Annotated in this window: 18 protein-coding genes and 1 pseudogene; all 19 read right to left on the bottom strand. The window is 37.5% G+C overall.

From position 1 onward, the window contains the following. Positions 1-374: 374 nt before the first annotated feature. The 19 genes and pseudogenes from HT671_RS06920 to HT671_RS07005 all read right to left on the bottom strand — a co-directional run bounded on the left by HT671_RS06920 (position 375) and on the right by HT671_RS07005 (position 18,041). Positions 375-3,053 (bottom strand): DEAD/DEAH box helicase family protein, encoded by a 2,679-nt coding sequence (locus tag HT671_RS06920; protein ID WP_172923099.1) that lies wholly within the window; start codon positions 3,051-3,053, stop codon positions 375-377. Positions 3,054-3,324: 271 nt separating this feature from the next. Next, the gene (locus tag HT671_RS06925) at positions 3,325-4,128 is read right to left on the bottom strand and encodes a Fic/DOC family protein (RefSeq protein ID WP_138703247.1); all 804 of its coding nucleotides are present in this window, start codon (positions 4,126-4,128) and stop codon (positions 3,325-3,327) included. A gap of 356 nt (positions 4,129-4,484) precedes the next feature. After that, on the bottom strand, positions 4,485-5,051 hold the full coding sequence (locus HT671_RS06930) for a hypothetical protein (RefSeq protein WP_023936621.1): 567 nt from the start codon (positions 5,049-5,051) through the stop codon (positions 4,485-4,487). Next, on the bottom strand, positions 5,041-5,403 hold the full coding sequence (locus tag HT671_RS11670; protein WP_240153269.1) for an AAA family ATPase: 363 nt from the start codon (positions 5,401-5,403) through the stop codon (positions 5,041-5,043). Before HT671_RS11670 ends, HT671_RS06930 begins: the two co-directional genes overlap by 11 nt. Before the next feature lie 17 nt (positions 5,404-5,420). Then, positions 5,421-6,359: a hypothetical protein gene (locus HT671_RS06935; RefSeq protein ID WP_240148691.1), complete on the bottom strand. Its 939-nt coding sequence runs from the start codon at positions 6,357-6,359 to the stop codon at positions 5,421-5,423. Between the two features lie 106 nt (positions 6,360-6,465). After that, on the bottom strand, positions 6,466-9,117 hold the full coding sequence (locus HT671_RS06940; RefSeq protein WP_138703248.1) for a valine--tRNA ligase: 2,652 nt from the start codon (positions 9,115-9,117) through the stop codon (positions 6,466-6,468). Between the two features lie 126 nt (positions 9,118-9,243). Beyond that, positions 9,244-10,245, bottom strand: coding sequence for a virulence RhuM family protein (locus HT671_RS06945; RefSeq protein WP_001002884.1), 1,002 nt, complete (start codon positions 10,243-10,245; stop codon positions 9,244-9,246). 31 nt (positions 10,246-10,276) lie between these two features. Further along, a complete protein-coding gene (locus HT671_RS06950) occupies positions 10,277-11,518 on the bottom strand; it encodes a hypothetical protein (RefSeq protein ID WP_138703249.1) in 1,242 nt (413 codons plus the stop codon). A gap of 155 nt (positions 11,519-11,673) precedes the next feature. Further along, positions 11,674-11,823, bottom strand: a complete 150-nt coding sequence (locus tag HT671_RS06955) for a hypothetical protein (protein ID WP_172929682.1) — start codon at positions 11,821-11,823, stop codon at positions 11,674-11,676. Then, positions 11,816-13,048 (bottom strand): beta-carotene 15,15'-monooxygenase, encoded by a 1,233-nt coding sequence (locus HT671_RS06960; RefSeq protein WP_119947207.1) that lies wholly within the window; start codon positions 13,046-13,048, stop codon positions 11,816-11,818. The genes HT671_RS06955 and HT671_RS06960 overlap by 8 nt, the downstream gene beginning before the upstream one ends. 5 nt (positions 13,049-13,053) lie before the next feature. Beyond that, the gene (locus tag HT671_RS06965) at positions 13,054-13,209 is read right to left on the bottom strand and encodes a hypothetical protein (protein WP_004237269.1); all 156 of its coding nucleotides are present in this window, start codon (positions 13,207-13,209) and stop codon (positions 13,054-13,056) included. A gap of 30 nt (positions 13,210-13,239) precedes the next feature. After that, complete coding sequence (locus tag HT671_RS06970) at positions 13,240-13,437, bottom strand: hypothetical protein (protein WP_007284866.1); 198 nt, start codon at positions 13,435-13,437, stop codon at positions 13,240-13,242. A gap of 296 nt (positions 13,438-13,733) precedes the next feature. Beyond that, positions 13,734-14,312: an AAA family ATPase gene (locus tag HT671_RS06975; RefSeq protein ID WP_031222973.1), complete on the bottom strand. Its 579-nt coding sequence runs from the start codon at positions 14,310-14,312 to the stop codon at positions 13,734-13,736. Beyond that, positions 14,312-14,872, bottom strand: coding sequence for a GNAT family protein (locus HT671_RS06980; RefSeq protein ID WP_172923100.1), 561 nt, complete (start codon positions 14,870-14,872; stop codon positions 14,312-14,314). Before HT671_RS06980 ends, HT671_RS06975 begins: the two co-directional genes overlap by 1 nt. Beyond that, positions 14,859-15,436: pseudogene (locus HT671_RS06985) on the bottom strand (flavin reductase family protein). Before HT671_RS06985 ends, HT671_RS06980 begins: the two are co-directional and overlap by 14 nt. A 282-nt stretch (positions 15,437-15,718) precedes the next feature. Beyond that, positions 15,719-16,114, bottom strand: a complete 396-nt coding sequence (locus HT671_RS06990; protein WP_138703250.1) for a helix-hairpin-helix domain-containing protein — start codon at positions 16,112-16,114, stop codon at positions 15,719-15,721. Positions 16,115-16,209: 95 nt separating this feature from the next. Beyond that, positions 16,210-16,464, bottom strand: coding sequence for a DUF1912 family protein (locus HT671_RS06995; protein WP_023933271.1), 255 nt, complete (start codon positions 16,462-16,464; stop codon positions 16,210-16,212). A gap of 9 nt (positions 16,465-16,473) precedes the next feature. Beyond that, positions 16,474-17,808 (bottom strand): DUF438 domain-containing protein, encoded by a 1,335-nt coding sequence (locus HT671_RS07000; protein ID WP_138703251.1) that lies wholly within the window; start codon positions 17,806-17,808, stop codon positions 16,474-16,476. Continuing rightward, complete coding sequence (locus tag HT671_RS07005) at positions 17,808-18,041, bottom strand: DUF1858 domain-containing protein (protein ID WP_041171405.1); 234 nt, start codon at positions 18,039-18,041, stop codon at positions 17,808-17,810. Before HT671_RS07005 ends, HT671_RS07000 begins: the two co-directional genes overlap by 1 nt. Positions 18,042-18,293: the final 252 nt, after the last annotated feature.

Consider the following 18,293-nt stretch of genomic DNA (forward strand, 5'->3'; position numbering starts at 1 on the left):
AAAATAAATGGAAGCTAGAGGCCTTGTCAGCCACCAGCATAGCTGGTGGTTTTCTTGTTTTTCTCTACGAGAAAAACTGGCTTGAAGCCATAATAAAAGGAACCTACTTAAAAACATCAAGAAACTTCTTCCGATGTGATTAAATAGGTTCCTGCTCACTTGTATTAGTGATAACATCCTTTTATTTCAATTTTTAATGGTGACATGAAGCTTAAATAATTAATAACTCTGTAACCATTTTCATTTTATGATATTTCAATCTATTTGTCAAGTACTTGTAGAAATTTTTTTATTTTGTGTGATTCGAATGTGATAATGGCAACAGTCTCACTAAAGAAATGAAAATCATACATAGAAATTTTTAAAAATTTTCTCTATCGTAAACCTGCCACTAGTTCAGAAACTATACTAGCTGATTCCAAACGTAATATGGTCATCTCATCTACCTTCCCTAATAATGGCATTGCACCATACCAAACAATAGTCTTATTCACCAAAAGAATAGGCGTTACTATTTTTGATTGAGTAAAAGACACTTTAATTTTCTGGCTCTTCAACTGGTCTAGCCATGCTTTATTTGCAACCGTCTCTGGTATACATATCTCAATTTGACTAATCCTAAATTCTTTTAGAAAATTCATCAGTTTTGTCTGGTGCACATAAGGTAAAATAAGCAGACATTCCTGTCTTTCCCCTGCCAAGTCCTCTCTCAACACCTTCTCATATCTACTATCAACATAAACGAATTGTTTCTCCTCACCCTCGATGACACGATAATCCATCTTTCGATAAGCTACTTGTCGTTTCTGAAACATCTTTTCTAAATAAGGAACATGAATATCCACATAATCGAAAATCCGCACCAAAGACTTATCCTTGTAGTTTCTATGAATTCGACCTGCATACTGAATTAAATTATTTTTCCAAGAAAAGGGTGCTGCCAATATAAGCGTGTCTAGCTGAGGCAAGTCAAAACCTTCGCCAATGTATTTTCCAGTAGACAATAAAACAAACCCTTTATCTAACTGTTCTAACGTCTCCATTAAACTTGTTCTATCTCGGACTTTGGTTTTTCCGCTAATAATATAACAGTCATCAACCTCTTTCTCTTTCAATAACTTTTCAAAGACATCTATCTGTTGAATTCGATTGACTAGAACCAAGATATTCCGCCCTTCTGCCACTTGGTCTAGAATATCCTTGATAATCAACTGATTCCTCACTGAGTCAGTAGCAATCCAATCACTAAGCTGTATAAAATTACTTGCTTTGGTCTTTTCAATCTCCAAATGACCAAAAGAAGTGAATCTTAATTGCAATTGCCGTTTAAAATCCGTTTCCCTCTTATCAGCAGTATGGAGTATCTCACCAATTCTCTGAAAAACAATAGGCTCATGACCATTCTTACGCTCAGGCGTAGCCGTCAAACCGTAAAGATACTTCCCTCTAAACTGAGCAACAACTTTTTCAAACATCAAGGCAGAGACATGATGACACTCATCCACAATCATCATCTCATACTCATCCAAAAGACTTTGACTATTTTCCAACTTAAATAGAGATTGAATCATAACAACATCAACCAGTTTACTCAGCCATTTCTTAGTCCCACCGTACTGCCCAACATAGCCTATTACCTTTTCACGACCTGATGCCGTATAACGGGTAGCTTCTTCCTCTTCGAAAGTCAAAAAATGGTTTAAACGATCCAGCCATTGGTCTAAGAGTTGCCTATTATGAACTAGGATAATTGTTTTGGTCTTCCATTCAGAGATGAGAGCAGCACCTAAAACGGTTTTCCCAAAACCAGTCTCCGCATGGAGTAAACCATTTTCTTTGTAAATCATATCTGACAGGGCTAACTCTTGCTCAAAAGTGAGTTCTCCCTTAAATTCCACTCTAATAGACCTTTGTACCTTTCTCCTATCTTCCACAGATACCTGCTTAAATTTATCTTGCAATGGATACAGCAAGCCTCTTGGCAGCCATAAATAATGATCGGATTCTCCAAATAAATACATTCGCTCAGGAATTTGATAGGTTGGCTGTCGCATAGCCTGCTTTAAATAAAATTCGGGATTAGAAAATGAAGCCATATTTTTCAAGAAAAACAGTGTCTTGGGTGTCACAGACGATTTTTCAAGTTGGATCATATTGGATAAGACGACCTTCAACTCCTTATCCAATTCTTCCTTACCTAACTCCTCTTGGATTAACAGTGCCACTTTAGCAGTTGAAACCCTCTGAATTTCTTGTAGATACCTCCATTGGTCTTCATAAGGCTGAAAATGTTCATCCACAAAGACCGTTCGCCCTTGATGATAAGCTTCTCCTTGAAAAGGAAGGGCAATCAAATTACCAAATCCACCTTTAGGAAGAACATCCTGATTTGGAAACATGCGATCAAAAGAATCAAAGGACAGTTGCATACTTTCCTGCATTGCCAGTTCTAACAGTTTCTTTCCAAACAAGCGAGCCTCTCGACTCGGAATCGCTTCCTCAAAGAAGAACCAAATATGGAGTCCGTGACCCGAACGAGAAATCTCTAAATGGGCTTCCATCTGGCGTTCCCTGGCTATTCTTCGAATGGTTAAACCAGCTTCTTTCCAATCTCCTTCATCCAAATCAAGTACCAAAAAATAACAGCTATCATCTAAGTGCATAGGAAAGATACCGATAGCTGTCTCCCCACGAAAATGAGATTTCAAAACGGAATCTGTCAATGTCTGGAAACTCCGTTTTTCAGGTGGCAACTGCTTCCAACCATAATCATAGGATGGAAAATATTGAATTTTCCCTTGATCATTGATGAAACTCTTAGCATAAACATCATAACGGCCAGCAAACACGGAGGTAAACAATTGTAATTTGTCTTGCGTCGTCAAGCGACTACTTTGAAGTTGGAACATCTCCTCGAACTGAGAGCGTTCCATCACAAACTGACTCTTGTCTTTAAGATGTTTACACAAGAAAAACTCACTATCCCCATTAAAAGAAGAAAAGACATCAAGTACTTCTACCACAATTCCATCCAAAGACACAAAAACAGCCATAACAATCACCTCCTTGATTCCTATAGGCTGATTATAACAAGAATAGCTGAAATTGTACACGAAAATAAAATCCTAATAGTACTCATTTTGTATGTGGCTAATATTCCGTCTCGCTCCGGAATGTACGAGGTAAATAGAGTTTAAACGAGCAGTCTATAAAATTCAAAAAACGCATATTATCAAGTGACCTAAAACTTTGATGATATACGTTTTCTTGTGAGAATATTTACTTCATTTTTTCCTAAAATTCAATGTTTACTCAGTATTAGGATTATGAAAAATCGAGGTCTAAATCTAGATACATTTTTTCTGAAGACAAATCATTTTGACCACCGAGCAAGAGATTTTCAAAAAAAGCTGTTAAAAACTCAGGACGTCGCTGTAAAATCTTTGCATTATCTAATACCAAGGCATCACGAAAATACTTGGCATGTTGCTGAAATGGTGTATTATCAATATCAAAACCAAACTCACGAAGATACTGAATCAAAAAGACCGTTACTGTCCGAGTGTTTCCTTCGCGAAATGGATGAATCTGCCAGATTCCTGAAATAAAATGCTGGATTTGTTTAACCACATTCGCCTGAGTTAGTGTCGCATATGCAACTTGTTTTTCCTGATTAAAATCATAATCCAAGGTCATTTGAATCATGGAGTAATCAGAGTACACAACACTTTCACCATTCAAAACAGGTTCATTCTTTGTGATATTGGTCTGACGAAATTGCCCCACCGGAATAGAGGGTTCAAATATATCTTGAAACAACTCCTTATGAATAGCAAGTAAGGTCGCAGGACTAAAGCTAAAGCCTCTTCGAGACAATAGTTCTACAATACGTAGAGAAACCAAGTCTGCCTCTTCCGTACTTGCATCAATAGTATGGTGATAAGCCGTTGCATCCTCATAAACCTGCTCGTAAGTCAGTTCACCCCGGGACTGTTTCTCAGCCAAAGATTCCATATACGCTGATGGCACTAGATTGTCAACTTTCTGCAGACCAAAACCTATCCGCCATAAGTCACGCTTAGCTTCATAAGACAAGTTTGGGTTGTCAATGTTGTAAGTTGGTTGCATAGAAATATCCTTTCAATTGTTTTTCTGTGTCATCGGTAAATGGTGAAATTGGGGTGAACTATAAAAAACATTCATAATAAGTTCTATGAAGAAGTAATAAAAGAGTTATACTCAACATCCCATGCACTCATTTGTAATGCCTTTTGGATGAATGGTTTGATTAAATGAATAATTCTAGCTTGCATACTTATCAAACTCATAGGATACACCACTCTGAACTCGTTGGTTTGTTCAAATCCCCCAACACCTGAGAAGAAACTGCAATGTTGTACTTCTCAGAGCGGTTCGAACTTAGAGGGGTTGTTGTGTAGTGAGCTGGTTTTTAATCAAAGCTATAAAATTTTAGTATTTTAATTTTAACTGACTAAATTATTATTCTCTATAAATTCTATAAATTTTTCAGGGGGATATTTAAAAGATTCAATTCCATAAAAATCTTCTAAAGCCCTAAAATTTTCAACTTTATAAGGTGACTTACCACTTATTTTTGCCTGATGTTGTCTAATTTCATTTAAATGTCTTTTACCTTTTTGTGATTTAACTACAGTAACTGTCACTATTTTTTTATAATCAGTTTTTTGCAATCCATAAAAATTTTCTAGTAGGAACAAACTCGATAATATTTTAGCTCTAACGTTAGCATATGGAATATTTTTTGAATTCTTAAACTCTATTAAATATAATTTACTATCAGCATCTACAGGAAGAAGAGGCAGAATTGTATCTACAGATTGCCATTTATCAAAGCTATGTTTTTTAAAAATAATTTCTGAAATCTTATCAAAATTATAACAAGTATATTTAGAGTTTACCAAATTATAGTTAGAATCAGAATCATATGAGCAGGTTTTAATATCGCTACGACATTCAGAAAATCTAATATTAAAATTATGTAATATAGAGAAAATTATTTTACTCACCATCAAAATCCTCCGCTAGCTCCTCAAGGCGATTTAAAGGAACATACATTTGCTCATAAATCTTATCAATCGAGTCAGTAACATCTTCAATAGAACTATTAGCAAGATAATACTTAACAGAATCATTTGTATCATTTTTTTTGCTAAATATATCAATCGCTTCAACTAAATAAGGACTATGGGAATTGATTAAGATATGTAATCCAAATTCTTTCTGAAGTAATACTATAATTTCAGCAAATTTCAATTGCCATTCTGGATGTAAATGGACTTCTGGTTCATCTAAAATGAGTGTCCCATTTTCTCTAATCACACCATTTTCTAAAAGAGATTTAATTAAATAGAACGTTTTCATACCTGAAGAATAATTGATTATATTAAGTTTTTTTCATCTTCCTCATCTTCTGAACTATTAACAATATCAGTCTTCAATATATGATTTATTTCATTAAACACCAAATTTAATCTGTCAGTTATCTTAGCTCGTAATGTGTAAGTGTTGTTTCTTTCATCTCTAAGCTGCTCCATTAAATGAGCATTATGATCCAATTTTAAATCAATTTTATTTAAAAATTCATTTAAAAATTTAGTTGAAAATAAATTTTCAACTATTGCAGCAGCATCATCTATGTATACTACATCTGTTTTAAAATTTATCAATTTATCTGCAGTAGCTCTATTTTTGTTAACTTCAACATTTATTTGTTCATCTTTTATTCTTAAAGAAATTAGTCCTGTCAATGGGTCGTATATATTATTTATTTGATTATGAAATTCATCAGTTAAATGAGCAGTTAAAATTTGGTTAAAGATAGATTGGTCTGACTGAGATAGAATTTCTTTTATATTTTCAGATAAAACATTTAGGTCCAAATCCTTAATATTTAATACAAAGTATTTTGAATTTCGTTTATTGAATTCATTAATTGATTCAATGATACTCTTCTTAAGGGATTCATTATTATGTTCACTATAATTTTTATCAAGAAATATCAATAAATTTTTTGAAATGATTTTTGTCAATTCTGTATAAAGGAAACTCGGAACGATTCTTCTAGCAATCCCTATTTCAGAATTATTTTTACGATTCATTTCGATATCAGAGAGATAGTCTTCTAAAAAATCATTAATTGCTTTAGTTCGATCGTTAGAAATTTTTTTTATAACATCATAATTGGCACTAAATATTGAAAATAAAGAACGACTTATTGTACTTTTTCCAGTGCCATTTTGACCTGCAATAACTGAAATTCCATTTATTTCAATTTCTGCATTCTTTACATTACCTATATTTTCTATTGTTAGTTTCATATATATTCTCCTTTCACCATGGAGGCAGTACTATCAGTTTAACACAAACTACATAAAAAAGCAGGTGTGAGGTGTAAATCATCTTCCAAGTATATCTCACTTCACACTACTTCACCAACTTCTTCATATCATCAATACGTGCAACTGTCGCGTCGTATTTGGCTTGGTAGTCGGCTTGTTTGTCGCGTTCTTTTTGGACGACTTCTGGTTTAGCATTGGCGACGAAGCGTTCGTTAGAGAGTTTCTTGCCCACCATATCTAGTTCTTTTTGCCATTTAGCCAGTTCCTTGTCGAGACGAGCCAGTTCTTCTTCGACATTGAGGAGGTCTGCCAGTGGCAAGTAGATTTCTGCTCCTGTGATGACGCTTGACATTGCGAGTTCAGGTGCAGGGATGTTTGATGCAATTTCCAAGTGTTCTGGATTTGTGAAACGTTTGATGTAGTTGACATTGCTGTTAAAGAAGGCTTCCAAGTCACTATCGCTAGTCTTAACAAGGATTGTGATTGGCTTACTTGGTGCTACGTTTACTTCCGCACGCGCATTACGAACGGCACGGATCAAGTCTTTGAGACTTTCCACATCAGTGTGAGCCGCAAGGTCTTCAAAGGCTAGATTAACAGTTGGGTATGCAGCTGTCACGATAGAGCCTTCTGAGATTTGTCCAAAGATTTCCTCTGTCACGAATGGCATGATCGGGTGAAGGAGACGAAGAATCTTATCCAAAGTATAAAGGAGAACAGAACGCGTGATGACTTTCTCTTCTTCGTTGTCACTATAAAGGACTTCCTTGGTCAACTCAACATACCAGTCCGCAAACTCATCCCAGATGAAGTTGTAGAGGATGTGTCCAGCCACACCAAACTCAAACTTGTCAAAGTTGGCAGTTGCTTTTCCGATGGTTTCATTGAGGTTGTGGAGAATCCAGCGATCTGTGACATTTCCAGCTTCCTTGTTGGCAACTTTTTCCACATTGGCAGTTGCTTGCTCAAGGGTCAAGCCTTCATTGTTCATGAGGATGTAGCGAGAGATGTTCCAGATCTTGTTAATGAAGTTCCATGAGGCATCCATTTTCTCGTAAGAGAAGCGGACGTCTTGACCTGGTGCAGAACCGTTTGAAAGGAACCAACGAAGGGCATCGGCACCGTATTTCTCGATGACATCCATTGGGTCAATCCCGTTACCGAGAGACTTAGACATCTTGCGTCCTTGCTCGTCACGAATGAGACCGTGGATAAGCACGTTTTGGAATGGTTGACGGCCTGTGAATTCCAATGACTGGAAGATCATACGAGACACCCAGAAGAAGATGATGTCGTAACCTGTTACCAAGGTTGAAGTTGGGAAGTAACGTTTGAAGTCTGCTGAGTCGACATCAGGCCAGCCCATAGTTGAGAATGGCCAAAGGGCAGAACTGAACCAAGTATCCAAGACGTCTTCGTCCTGAGTCCATCCGTCACCTTCTGGAGCTTCTTCGCCAACGTACATTTCACCCTCAGCATTGTACCAAGCAGGGATTTGGTGACCCCACCAGAGCTGACGAGAGATTACCCAGTCGTGGACATTTTCCATCCATTGGAGGAAGGTATCGTTGAAACGAGGTGGGTAGAATTCAACCTTGTCCTCTGTGTCTTGGTTGGCAATGGCGTTCTTAGCCAAATGGTCCATCTTGACGAACCATTGAGTAGACAAGCGTGGTTCAACCACAACACCAGTACGCTCTGAGTGACCAACACTGTGGACACGTTTTTCAATTTTAACGAGGGCACCGATTTCTTCCAACTTAGCAACGACTGCCTTACGAGCTTCAAAACGGTCCATGCCTGCAAATTCGAAGGCTAAGTCATTCATAGTACCGTCGTCGTTCATAACATTGACTTGTGGCAAGTTGTGACGTTGACCAACCAAGAAGTCGTTTGGATCGTGGGCAGGTGTAATTTTCACGACACCAGTACCAAACTCAGGATCTGCGTGCTCATCACCAACGATTGGGATCAATTTATTAGCGATTGGCAGAATAACGTTTTGACCAATCAAGTCCTTGTAGCGTGGATCTTCTGGATTTACCGCAACCGCAACGTCCCCAAACATGGTCTCAGGACGAGTTGTTGCCACTTCAAGGGCGCGTGAGCCGTCTTCCAGCATGTAGTTCATGTGGTAGAAGGCACCTTCGACATCCTTGTGGATAACTTCAATATCAGAAAGGGCTGTGCGTGCAGCTGGGTCCCAGTTGATGATGAATTCACCACGATAGATCCACCCTTTCTTGTAAAGGTCCACAAAGACCTTACGAACAGCTTTTGACAAACCTTCGTCAAGAGTGAAACGCTCACGAGAGTAGTCTACAGAGAGCCCCATCTTACCCCATTGTTCCTTGATAGTAGTGGCATATTCGTCTTTCCATTCCCAGACTTTCGTCAAGAAAGACTCACGACCCAAGTCATAGCGGGAAATACCCTCGCCACGCAAGCGCTCCTCAACCTTAGCCTGAGTGGCAATCCCCGCGTGGTCCATCCCTGGAAGCCAAAGGGTATCAAAACCTTGCATGCGTTTTTGACGGATGATGATATCTTGCAAAGTCGTATCCCAAGCGTGACCAAGGTGAAGCTTCCCAGTTACATTTGGTGGTGGAATCACGATTGAATAAGGCTTAGCCTTTTGGTCTCCTGAAGGCTTGAAAACATCGGCATCAAGCCATTTTTGGTAACGACCAGCCTCAACCTCGGCTGGATTGTATTTAGGTGAAAGTTCTTTAGACATGTGTTTGTCCTTTCTAGTTAATATCTTTAAATAAAATTAGTATGTAGAAGATATGCCTTGATTCAGCACATCTGATTTTTTCAGTATCTTCTATTAGTAAAAAAGAAACTGTATAAAAATTTTACATTAACTTTCTCTCATTATCTTCAGAATATGTTTATCAAAGTCCGATATAATTTTTTGAGTTCGGTTAAATTTTTCATACTCTTGGATGGCTTTTGAGTCTGCTTGTTTCTTGGAAATGCTTCCTTTTCCTTCTAAGATTTCATATTCATTAAAGGATAGAAAGCGATCAATACTATCTGCCAATCCTCGCATTGTAAACGTATTACGGCGCTCAACTAAACCCTCGATATAATCAAAATAGGCTGTAACAGTTCGCTCTAGTTGTCGAATTTCTTTTTCTTGCAAATAATTTTTGGCTACCGTTACATCTGATTTGAGCACTCGTCCATCAGGTGCATGTTTCCAAGTAGTTAATCCCATTTTTTCTTTACTAGCATCAGCTTGCTGATAGATAATTTCTGCAGCCGTACTTCCAGTAATTGCATAATGAAATTTATTTTGCACCATAGCATAGAAGTTTTTAGTAATATCCGAGTTTCGATCATAATCTATGGCACATTCGGCAAAGATATCCGTAATTTGTTGATAGATTCGGCGCTCGCTAGAACGAATAGAGCGAATTCGTTCTAAAAGTTCACGGAAATAATCTTGTCCGAAAACTGTCTGTCCTTGTTTCAAGCGTTCATCATTCAAAACAAAACCTTTGATGATAAATTCTTTCAAGGTCTTGGTTGCCCAAATTCTAAATTGAGTAGCCTTGCTGGAATTTACGCGATAGCCAACTGAAATGATAGCATCCAGATTGTAATATTCAAGTTCACGTCGGACAGTTCTATTTCCCTCTTGTTGAACCTGTGCAAATTTTGCACAAGTTGACACCTTATCCAACTCACCACTATCATAAATGTTTTTTAAGTGCTTTGTAATGACACTTCGTTCAACTCCAAAGAGCTCTGCAAGACCTTTTTGAGTCAACCAAAGATTTTCATCTTGTAAAAGGATATCTAGCTGAACGTCGCCATTTGGTGTAGTATACAGGATGAAATTAGAAATTTCATTCAAGACAATTTCACCTCCCCCCTTCCATAAACAATTACTTCTCTTTCTTAAACTTTATGCCGTTTTCTTTCAGCTTTTTAACGGTTACAGGACCAATTCCCTTCAAAGCGAGAACTTCTTTTTCAGTCCATTTTTTGAAATCTGAAGATGTACGAATCCCATTTTCAACAAAGATGCGAACAAGATCCATCCGGATTCCCTTCATTTTTTCCTCGCTCATAAAGGAGTACCAGTCTGTAACCTGGGATAGATTTCTTAACACACTGGAATGATTCGAAAATACTGGTTTACGACGGAATTTCTTGGCTTCTTTTGTTAAAAATTCTGTTAAGATAATATTTTCTTGTAAATAGTCAAGCAGAGGATACAAACTAGCTTGTAGCGATTCAACTGAATTTGGACAATAGCATTCTTGTTCTTCAATGTCTAAAATATTGAATTGCCAGTCTTTCTCTATGAAGAATTCAACAGCTTCATCATTGATTTCCACTAATTTTGCAAATAGCTGACTGGCTTCCTCAATTTTTCCTTGAGAAAAAGCAGAGATGATGGCATGAATAAGGATGGTATCATCCCGCTTTCCTTTATTTAATTCTTCACAATAGAAACGTTCAACCTTTAATTCCTGACCAGTAATATGATACAAGGAAAGCATACAGAAGACAAAATTAGGAGGAAAACGTTCTGGTCGCTTACTTAAGTATAAGTTAACCAAGTCCAAAGCCTTAAAGTAAAATTTTTCTGTCATATAATACTCAATCAGAAACATCAGAGCAGACAGGATAGAGCGTGCTTCAAAATAATTCCAACTATTGTATCCATTCACTTTCCATTTTTCTAAAACTAGAATTTCAAAATCCAATACTTTTTTAAAAGTTGACAAATCAAAATCTTCAACTTCTGATAAGAATAAATGAAAATCAGCAGCAAAATAATCTGGATTTATTTTTAAAACTTGCTTTAACAATTTATTTCGCTTCTGTGTATTCGGAGTATGCATAGCTTCTCTAAATAAAGCATGATCCTGATTCCAATCAAAAGTCCTATTTTTCAGTTGGTAATTGATTAGCTGAACATCTGGATACTCTCCGTGTTCATCAGCATATTGCATCACTGCTGTATGTAGTTCATCGAAATTTTGAATGGTACGACGTTCTACAAAAGTTGGATTTTTGACCATGATTTCTGTCCAAGCAGCCTCTTCTTCAGAAATAACTTTGATATCCAACTTTTGCTGGCGTTTTAATTCTTTTTTTCTATTTTTCTTTTTAGGCATCTATTTTCCCCTTTAATTCATCCTGCAATAGATTCGACTCAACTGACTTAGATATCCTTCGGGACTCAGCTACAGGCTTGAACGGGAAATCTAAGCTTCTTTGTGATTCGTTTACTTTGAAGGTTGTACCCCAGGTGTGATTAAGGTAGAGTTTTCTAGTTACGTTTGGTGGTGGTAATCACAATTGAATAAGGCTTAGCCTTTTGATCTCCTGACGGCTTGAAACCATCCGTATCAAGGCATTTTTGGTAACGACCAGCCTCAACCTCGGCTGGATTGTATTTAGGTGAAAGTTCTTTAGACATTATTTTTTCTCCTTTTATGAATATTTATTTTATATCTACGATTTATTAATATACTATGCATATTGTCACGATACACGTAATATCCATTATAGGTGTTTAAATAGAAATATTGTAATAACCAAATTATAATCTTCCCAATAACTAATGATAATATGAAACAAACGAAAATAATTATAGTTGAGGCAAATAATTCAGACATCCAATCAGCTTCGGGAGTTATAAATTCGACCAATTTCTTCTTAATCTTTAAACCCCAAATAATTTCGGTTAACTTTGGAATAATACTCAACATTAATAGAGTAAGAAAACCATATAGTTGAGTTCGATAGAGGTGTCTATCCATTTTCTCAGTTCTTATTGGTTTTTTCTTATGTTTTTTTGTATCGAATTGAGAATTTATTTCTCCAATTAGACTAGGAATTAAAATTGGCAAAAACCATGTTAAAGCATTTATTAATTCATTTTCAACTTGATTAAATACTGCTAACAGTAATATACAGATTGAACCAATTAACCATGATGCTATTACTTCTTTGGTATCTTTTGCACCATGTCTAATTAGATTATAAATCATCCACCAGCATATTAAATAAAGTGCAATAAGTGAACTGAACATAAGAATGTCAGTTATTAAATCAGAATGAAAATCAATAACATTAGAAATAAAGTAATAAATATAGATATAATACCATAAAAACGAAATAATAAGCATCGTGGCATATACATTCCACAGTGTCTTTCCCTTTACGATATCTATTTTATTAACTTTTTGAAATATCTTGATTGATCCTACAGTTTTTATAACAGATAATACAAATGGTAATATTAAAAGTATTACAATGATAATCCAGTTATTTATGTGATTTTTACTTATGCCATAATTAATAAAAAAATATTGAGATAAGTTGATTAAAGTTGATTCAACTAGATTTAGGTTATAAAGAATGTAAGTCAAGATTCCGCAAAATATTCCATCCCATGCGTTCATAAAAGCTAAAGATTTAGTACTTTTAGTAAGAAAAACTCTAAACTTATTAAATCGATTTTTATAGTTAAACACATATATTAGTATCAAGGCAAATTGTAAAATTATAACTAATTTAAAATCGGTAAGACAGAATACAATTAGAGATATTATTGGAAAATACGTTAGCGCATACATAAGTATTTTCCAAGTTTGAGCAAAAAGATTCTTCAATCTATTGTCAGTATTAAAATAATACATTAATTTCAATCTTTGCCTCCTAAATCTAATCTAAAGGTTGGTAAATCAAAATCTTCAACCTCTGATAAGAATGGGTGAAAATCAGCAGCAAAATAATCTGGATTGATCTTTAAAACTTGTTTTAACAGTTCATTTCGCTTCTGTGTATTTGGAGTATGCATAGCTTCTCTAAATAAAGCATGATCCTGATTCTAATCAAAAATCCTATTTTTCAGTTGGTAATTGATTAGCTGAACATCTGGATACTCTCCATGTTCATCAGCATATTGCATCACTGTTGTATGTAGTTCATCGAAATTTTGAATGGTCCGACGTTCTACAAAAGTTGGTTTTTTAGCCAGTAGTTCTGTCCAGACAACCTCTTCTTCAGAAACGACTTTGATATCCAACTTTTGCTGGCGGTTTAATTCTTTTTTCTATTTTTCTTTTTAGCCATCTATTTTCTCCTCTAACTCATTCTTCAATAAATCAAACTCTACCTCTGCTGTATTGGATATTCTTACGACCTCGGATACAGGCTTAAATGGGAAATCCCAGTTTCTTTGTGATTCGTTTACTTTGAAGGGTGTACTCCAAGCGCGATTAAGGTAGAGTTTTCCAGTTACATTTGGTGGTAGGAATCACGAACGAAAAAGATTGAGACTTTTGAACTTCTTGAGTCTTGAGAACGTCTTCATGAAGTTGTTTAGATATGTGTGTGTCCTTTCTCTATTGTATTCATTTTATTTTGAATTTGCTTAGCAGCTTCTTCTGCAGACAAATTCGTATTATTTATTTTAAAGTAGTGGTGCAACTCATTCGGTTGATATTGGGAATTTAATTGAAGTGTTTCAGCGGTCTCTAAAATTTCTCTTTCAGATACCTCAATATGCCGTTTTAAGGGTTTGTGCTTTAATCGATTCTCCGTTCGATTTCGACGTATGCACTCTTCAAGACTTGTTTCCAACTCAACAAAAAGAATCTCTTGATGATAATCATCCAACAAATTCTGAATTTGCTTTAAATACATCAGCTGATACTGATTTGAAAAATCAATTACATCTGTTAAAATTACTGATCGCTGATTTCTTGCACTTGCTCCAAGGAATGAAAAAGTGATTCCACGAACAAATTCCCACATTTCCTCTGTATAGTCCTGATAGATTTCTAGTGCAAAATCAATGGCTTGATGGTTATAAAATAGGGTAGCATCCGTCAGTCGAGATAATTCTTGACCAATGGTCATTTTTCCTGATGCTGGAGCACCAATGATGAAAAGATGCATCAAATCACCTCCCACTCGCTCTTCAGCAAGCCATATATCAGACTGTCACAGCGGTTTCCTTGAACATCCTTTCGGTCTCTTATGCGAGCTTCGAGGGTAAAGCCAAGCTTTTCCGCGACTCGTTTACTTTGAAGGTTATATCCAAAGCAAGTTAGTTCAATCTTGTGAAGACCCAAATCTTTAAAGGCTAAGTCAATCAAGGCAAGCGCTGCTTCTGGCACATAACCTCGCCCCCAATAGTCTGGGTGTAAGGTATAACCGATTTCCAGCACATCATCTTCATGGCGATGGTTGAAATCGACAGAGCCAACGATCTTATCCGTTCCTTTGACGACAATCCCGTAGCCTGCTGGGAGATTTTCCTTTTGATTACGCTCCGGAAGAATGTGCTCCAGATAATAAATCTCATCTTCCAAGGTCTTGACTGGAGGAAAAACTGCTGGATAGGCGACCTCTGGCAAACTAGCGTAGGTATGGATATCCTCAGCATCTGCCACTGTACGAACTCGTAGGACGAGTCGTTCGGTTTCTAATCGTTCTGGTAATTCAGCTCTTGACATCCTTCATCCTCGCTTTCTTAATGAAGCTCCCCATAGGGTCTACTCGGTCATCTAAATAGCGATAAACGCGCTGGTGGCCATCCCCATAAAGTAAGTAGGTGCAAAACGGTCATTTCTAAAATGTCCCTTTTCATCCAAAAGTTCTGGGTCAACAAATCGCTCAACAATCTTAGCGAAAATATGACAAATTCCCTCTTCCTCATCAATCCTATCTACCTGACATTCTAACACGACTGGACAAACCTCTAAAATCGGTGCCTGAGTCCGTTCAGAAATCTCGTAGTCTAGCCCCAGGTGTTTCAATTTCTCTCTATGACTGATAAAACCAGCCTGCTCCATCTCGAGCATGAGATTTTCATCAGGAATATTCACAGTAAACTTCTGGTAATGCTTGATTTGCTCAGCCGCATTTTCCTCAGCTCCGACACCAATGGCTAGCCAATCTCCCAAGCTATAAGAGGAGCTACAGGTCGTAATATTGTGTCCAAAATTCTGATCCTGATACCCCAAAATGAAGATAGGAAAACCATAATAGAGTTTACTTGTTTTAAAAGATTGCTTCATAACAAGCTCCTTTGACTAAGACGCAAAAGAAAATCCCTGCCATCTACATGACAGGGACGAATGTGTTTATCCGCGGTACCACCCAATTTCGGGCCAAGCCCGCATCTTTAGTCTTTAAAATAAAAAGACAGAAATATTTCATTTTTTCAGTCATTAGCAACCAGTTTTGACACATTTGTGGACTTCTCAGCGCCGCCACTTTCTGTAAAATGTGGGATTCAAAACACCTCTAATGGCTCTATTGTAGCAAGTTTTTCTCGGAAATGCAAGACTAAAGAAAAATTACTTGAACTTGATGCTATTTTCTTTCAATTTCTTGATGGTAGCTGGGCCGATTCCTTTCAAGGCAAGGAGTTCTTTTTCAGTCCAGTTTTTGAAATCTGAAGCAGACTTGATTCCTTCATCATAGAAAGTCTTGGCACGATCAAGTGGAAGTCCACCCAAATTTGCTGCAAAATCTTCTACAGAATTAACTACTTTTTGAGCTTGCTCTTTGGTAGCTTCTACTGCTTGTTCAACTTTTTTAGAAACAGCCTTACCAGCTGCGCTTGCTGACTGTTCTGCACGCTTCACGACTTTTTTTGTCTCATCTACAACCTTAGTCACAGTACTTGAAAAGGCACCTGCGCGACGGAGGCCATTTCGCAATTGTTTTTTACGATTGAGTTTCTTTGACATGATAAAATCCTTTCAATAAAAAATCCCTGCTCTGACAAGGATTTAACATAAACATTCTATCAAGATTTTAGTGAAAAATCAAGAATCTTTCTCGTTTAATAATTTCGCTCACCAAACAAGCCTTCTGGCAAATCATGGAATCCCTTGCCTACTTTGAAGTTTTCAAACTTACCAAGCAAGAACAGATAAGCATCCAAGCGACTCTCGTAGCGAATCATGGCATCTTTGGCACGCTCGTCCTGGTCTTCTTCGTAAACTTTTTGGCTTTCCTTGTGCGCCATGTCGTTAATCATGATTTGGGTATTGACCCAAGCTTCAAATTCCTTCATAAATTCTTGTTCGTAACTCATTTTTTCTCCTTATTCTAATCCACGGAAATAGTCCGTATCAATCTCACGGTAGAGATGGATATCCTGAACGTATTCCAGTACACCTTGGAATTCTCCGTTTTCATCGTGTACTGCAGCATAGGTGATGTGGACAAACTTACCTCGCGACTCAGACTTGAACCACATTTCATACTTGTCCTTGGTCCCCTCACGAAGTCCCTTCATGATAGCCTTGACCTTGTCCAAATACTTAGGCGGATGACAGAGTTCGACATTGCGCCCGACTTGGGACGGCGTTCGTTTGAAAATCATCTCATCAGCTGGCGTATTGTCATTGTAATACTGGAAAATATCGTCTTTATTGACAAAGGTAATTTCCATGGGGAGGTGATTGAGGATGAGATTAGCCTGCTCGACTGAAAGATAGCCATTACCAAAAGACTGCTGACTATGGCGGTCCAGCACTGCTTCCTTTTCCTTAGGGGTAAAGGTAATGGTAAACTGTCCTTCTGGCGTATCAATAACCTGCTGAACTTGACCCTCTGCCGTATCTAGCTGTACAGGCTCCTCTTCACTCTTTTCCTCAACAAAACTCTGGCGTTCTGGCACCCATTTCTCAGACGGACGGATAATAGCATAGCCATAGGCATCGCTCTCCTCCGCAATCTGAAGCCAGTCATCCTGAGTAAAGGACTCAAGGAGAATCATGAGAAGGATAGATTCTTCCTTGAAAATCATACTTTCAAACTCTGTCGCAAAAGCTTCAAAAGCTTCTTTTACGCTGCTAATTGACACTTCTGGTAGTGACTTGGCTGTCGCTAAAGCTGTTTGAAAGAGTTCCCTGATCTGATCATCCACTCCCCACATAACTTTTGGAGGTGAATCGTGTCCATAGCGCTCCATGATGGGGAAGAAGAGCTCTTCCTTACGTTGGTAATGGATGTCAAATTGCCCCAAAAGACCCATCTGACGCACCAAGCCCTTGCGCATCTCCGCCAGCATTTCTTCATCTTCCATAGACTCATAGGTATCCAACAATCTCCGAATACGAATCAAGGCCGCACGGAGGGCTAGATTTTCTTCTTTGAAAATCCGAACTGGGTGACCTGGGTGCTCGGTATCTGCAACTTCGACATCCTTAACAGCATTTTTAAAAAGATTGGCATGAACATCACAGAGTTCCATGACATCTTCAAAGGTGACACCTGAGTCTGAGTTCATCAGCTCGTGCTCCATAAGGGAAATCTCGATGGCTGAAACACCTGTAAAGGTCGCATCAAAGCGCTCCTGAACCGACTCAGGAGAGGAGCCATTATGCAATTCTAACAAAATATCCCGCAGGACATGAATTCGTTCATCTGCCATTAGTCTAACCCAATCACTTCGTAACCGTTTGCTTCCAGCGTGCGGACAATCTTGTCCATAGGAGTTCCTTCAAGCTTAGAACCTTGTTTGAGCGATACTTTACGACCAACTGTGTTGCGCATTAAGGGATTGGCAAGGGGGTTAAAACCCAACTCCACTAGAATTTCCAAGACCTCTGGATGCTTGTCCACCACTTCTGCAACAGGAATTGACACATCGATGATATTGTCCATGACGACCTCCATTGTATGTTCTAATACTCAATGAAAATCAAAGAGCAAACTAGGAAGCTAGCCGCAGGTTGCTCAAAACAGTGTTTTGAGGTTGTGGATGGACGCTGACCTGGTTTGAAGAGATTTTCGAAGAGTATAAAATGATTTTACTGCTTATATAGTCATTTAGTTTTTAAAAAGCGTTCCAAACATTCAAAAATAGTTGGGACTTCCCTTAATAAATCTGTTACTTGCTTTTTTCAAGATAGCCCA

Origin of the sequence: Streptococcus sp. 2741 (genome assembly GCF_013276315.1) — a bacterium.
Classification (GTDB): Bacteria; Bacillota; Bacilli; order Lactobacillales; family Streptococcaceae; genus Streptococcus; species Streptococcus pseudopneumoniae.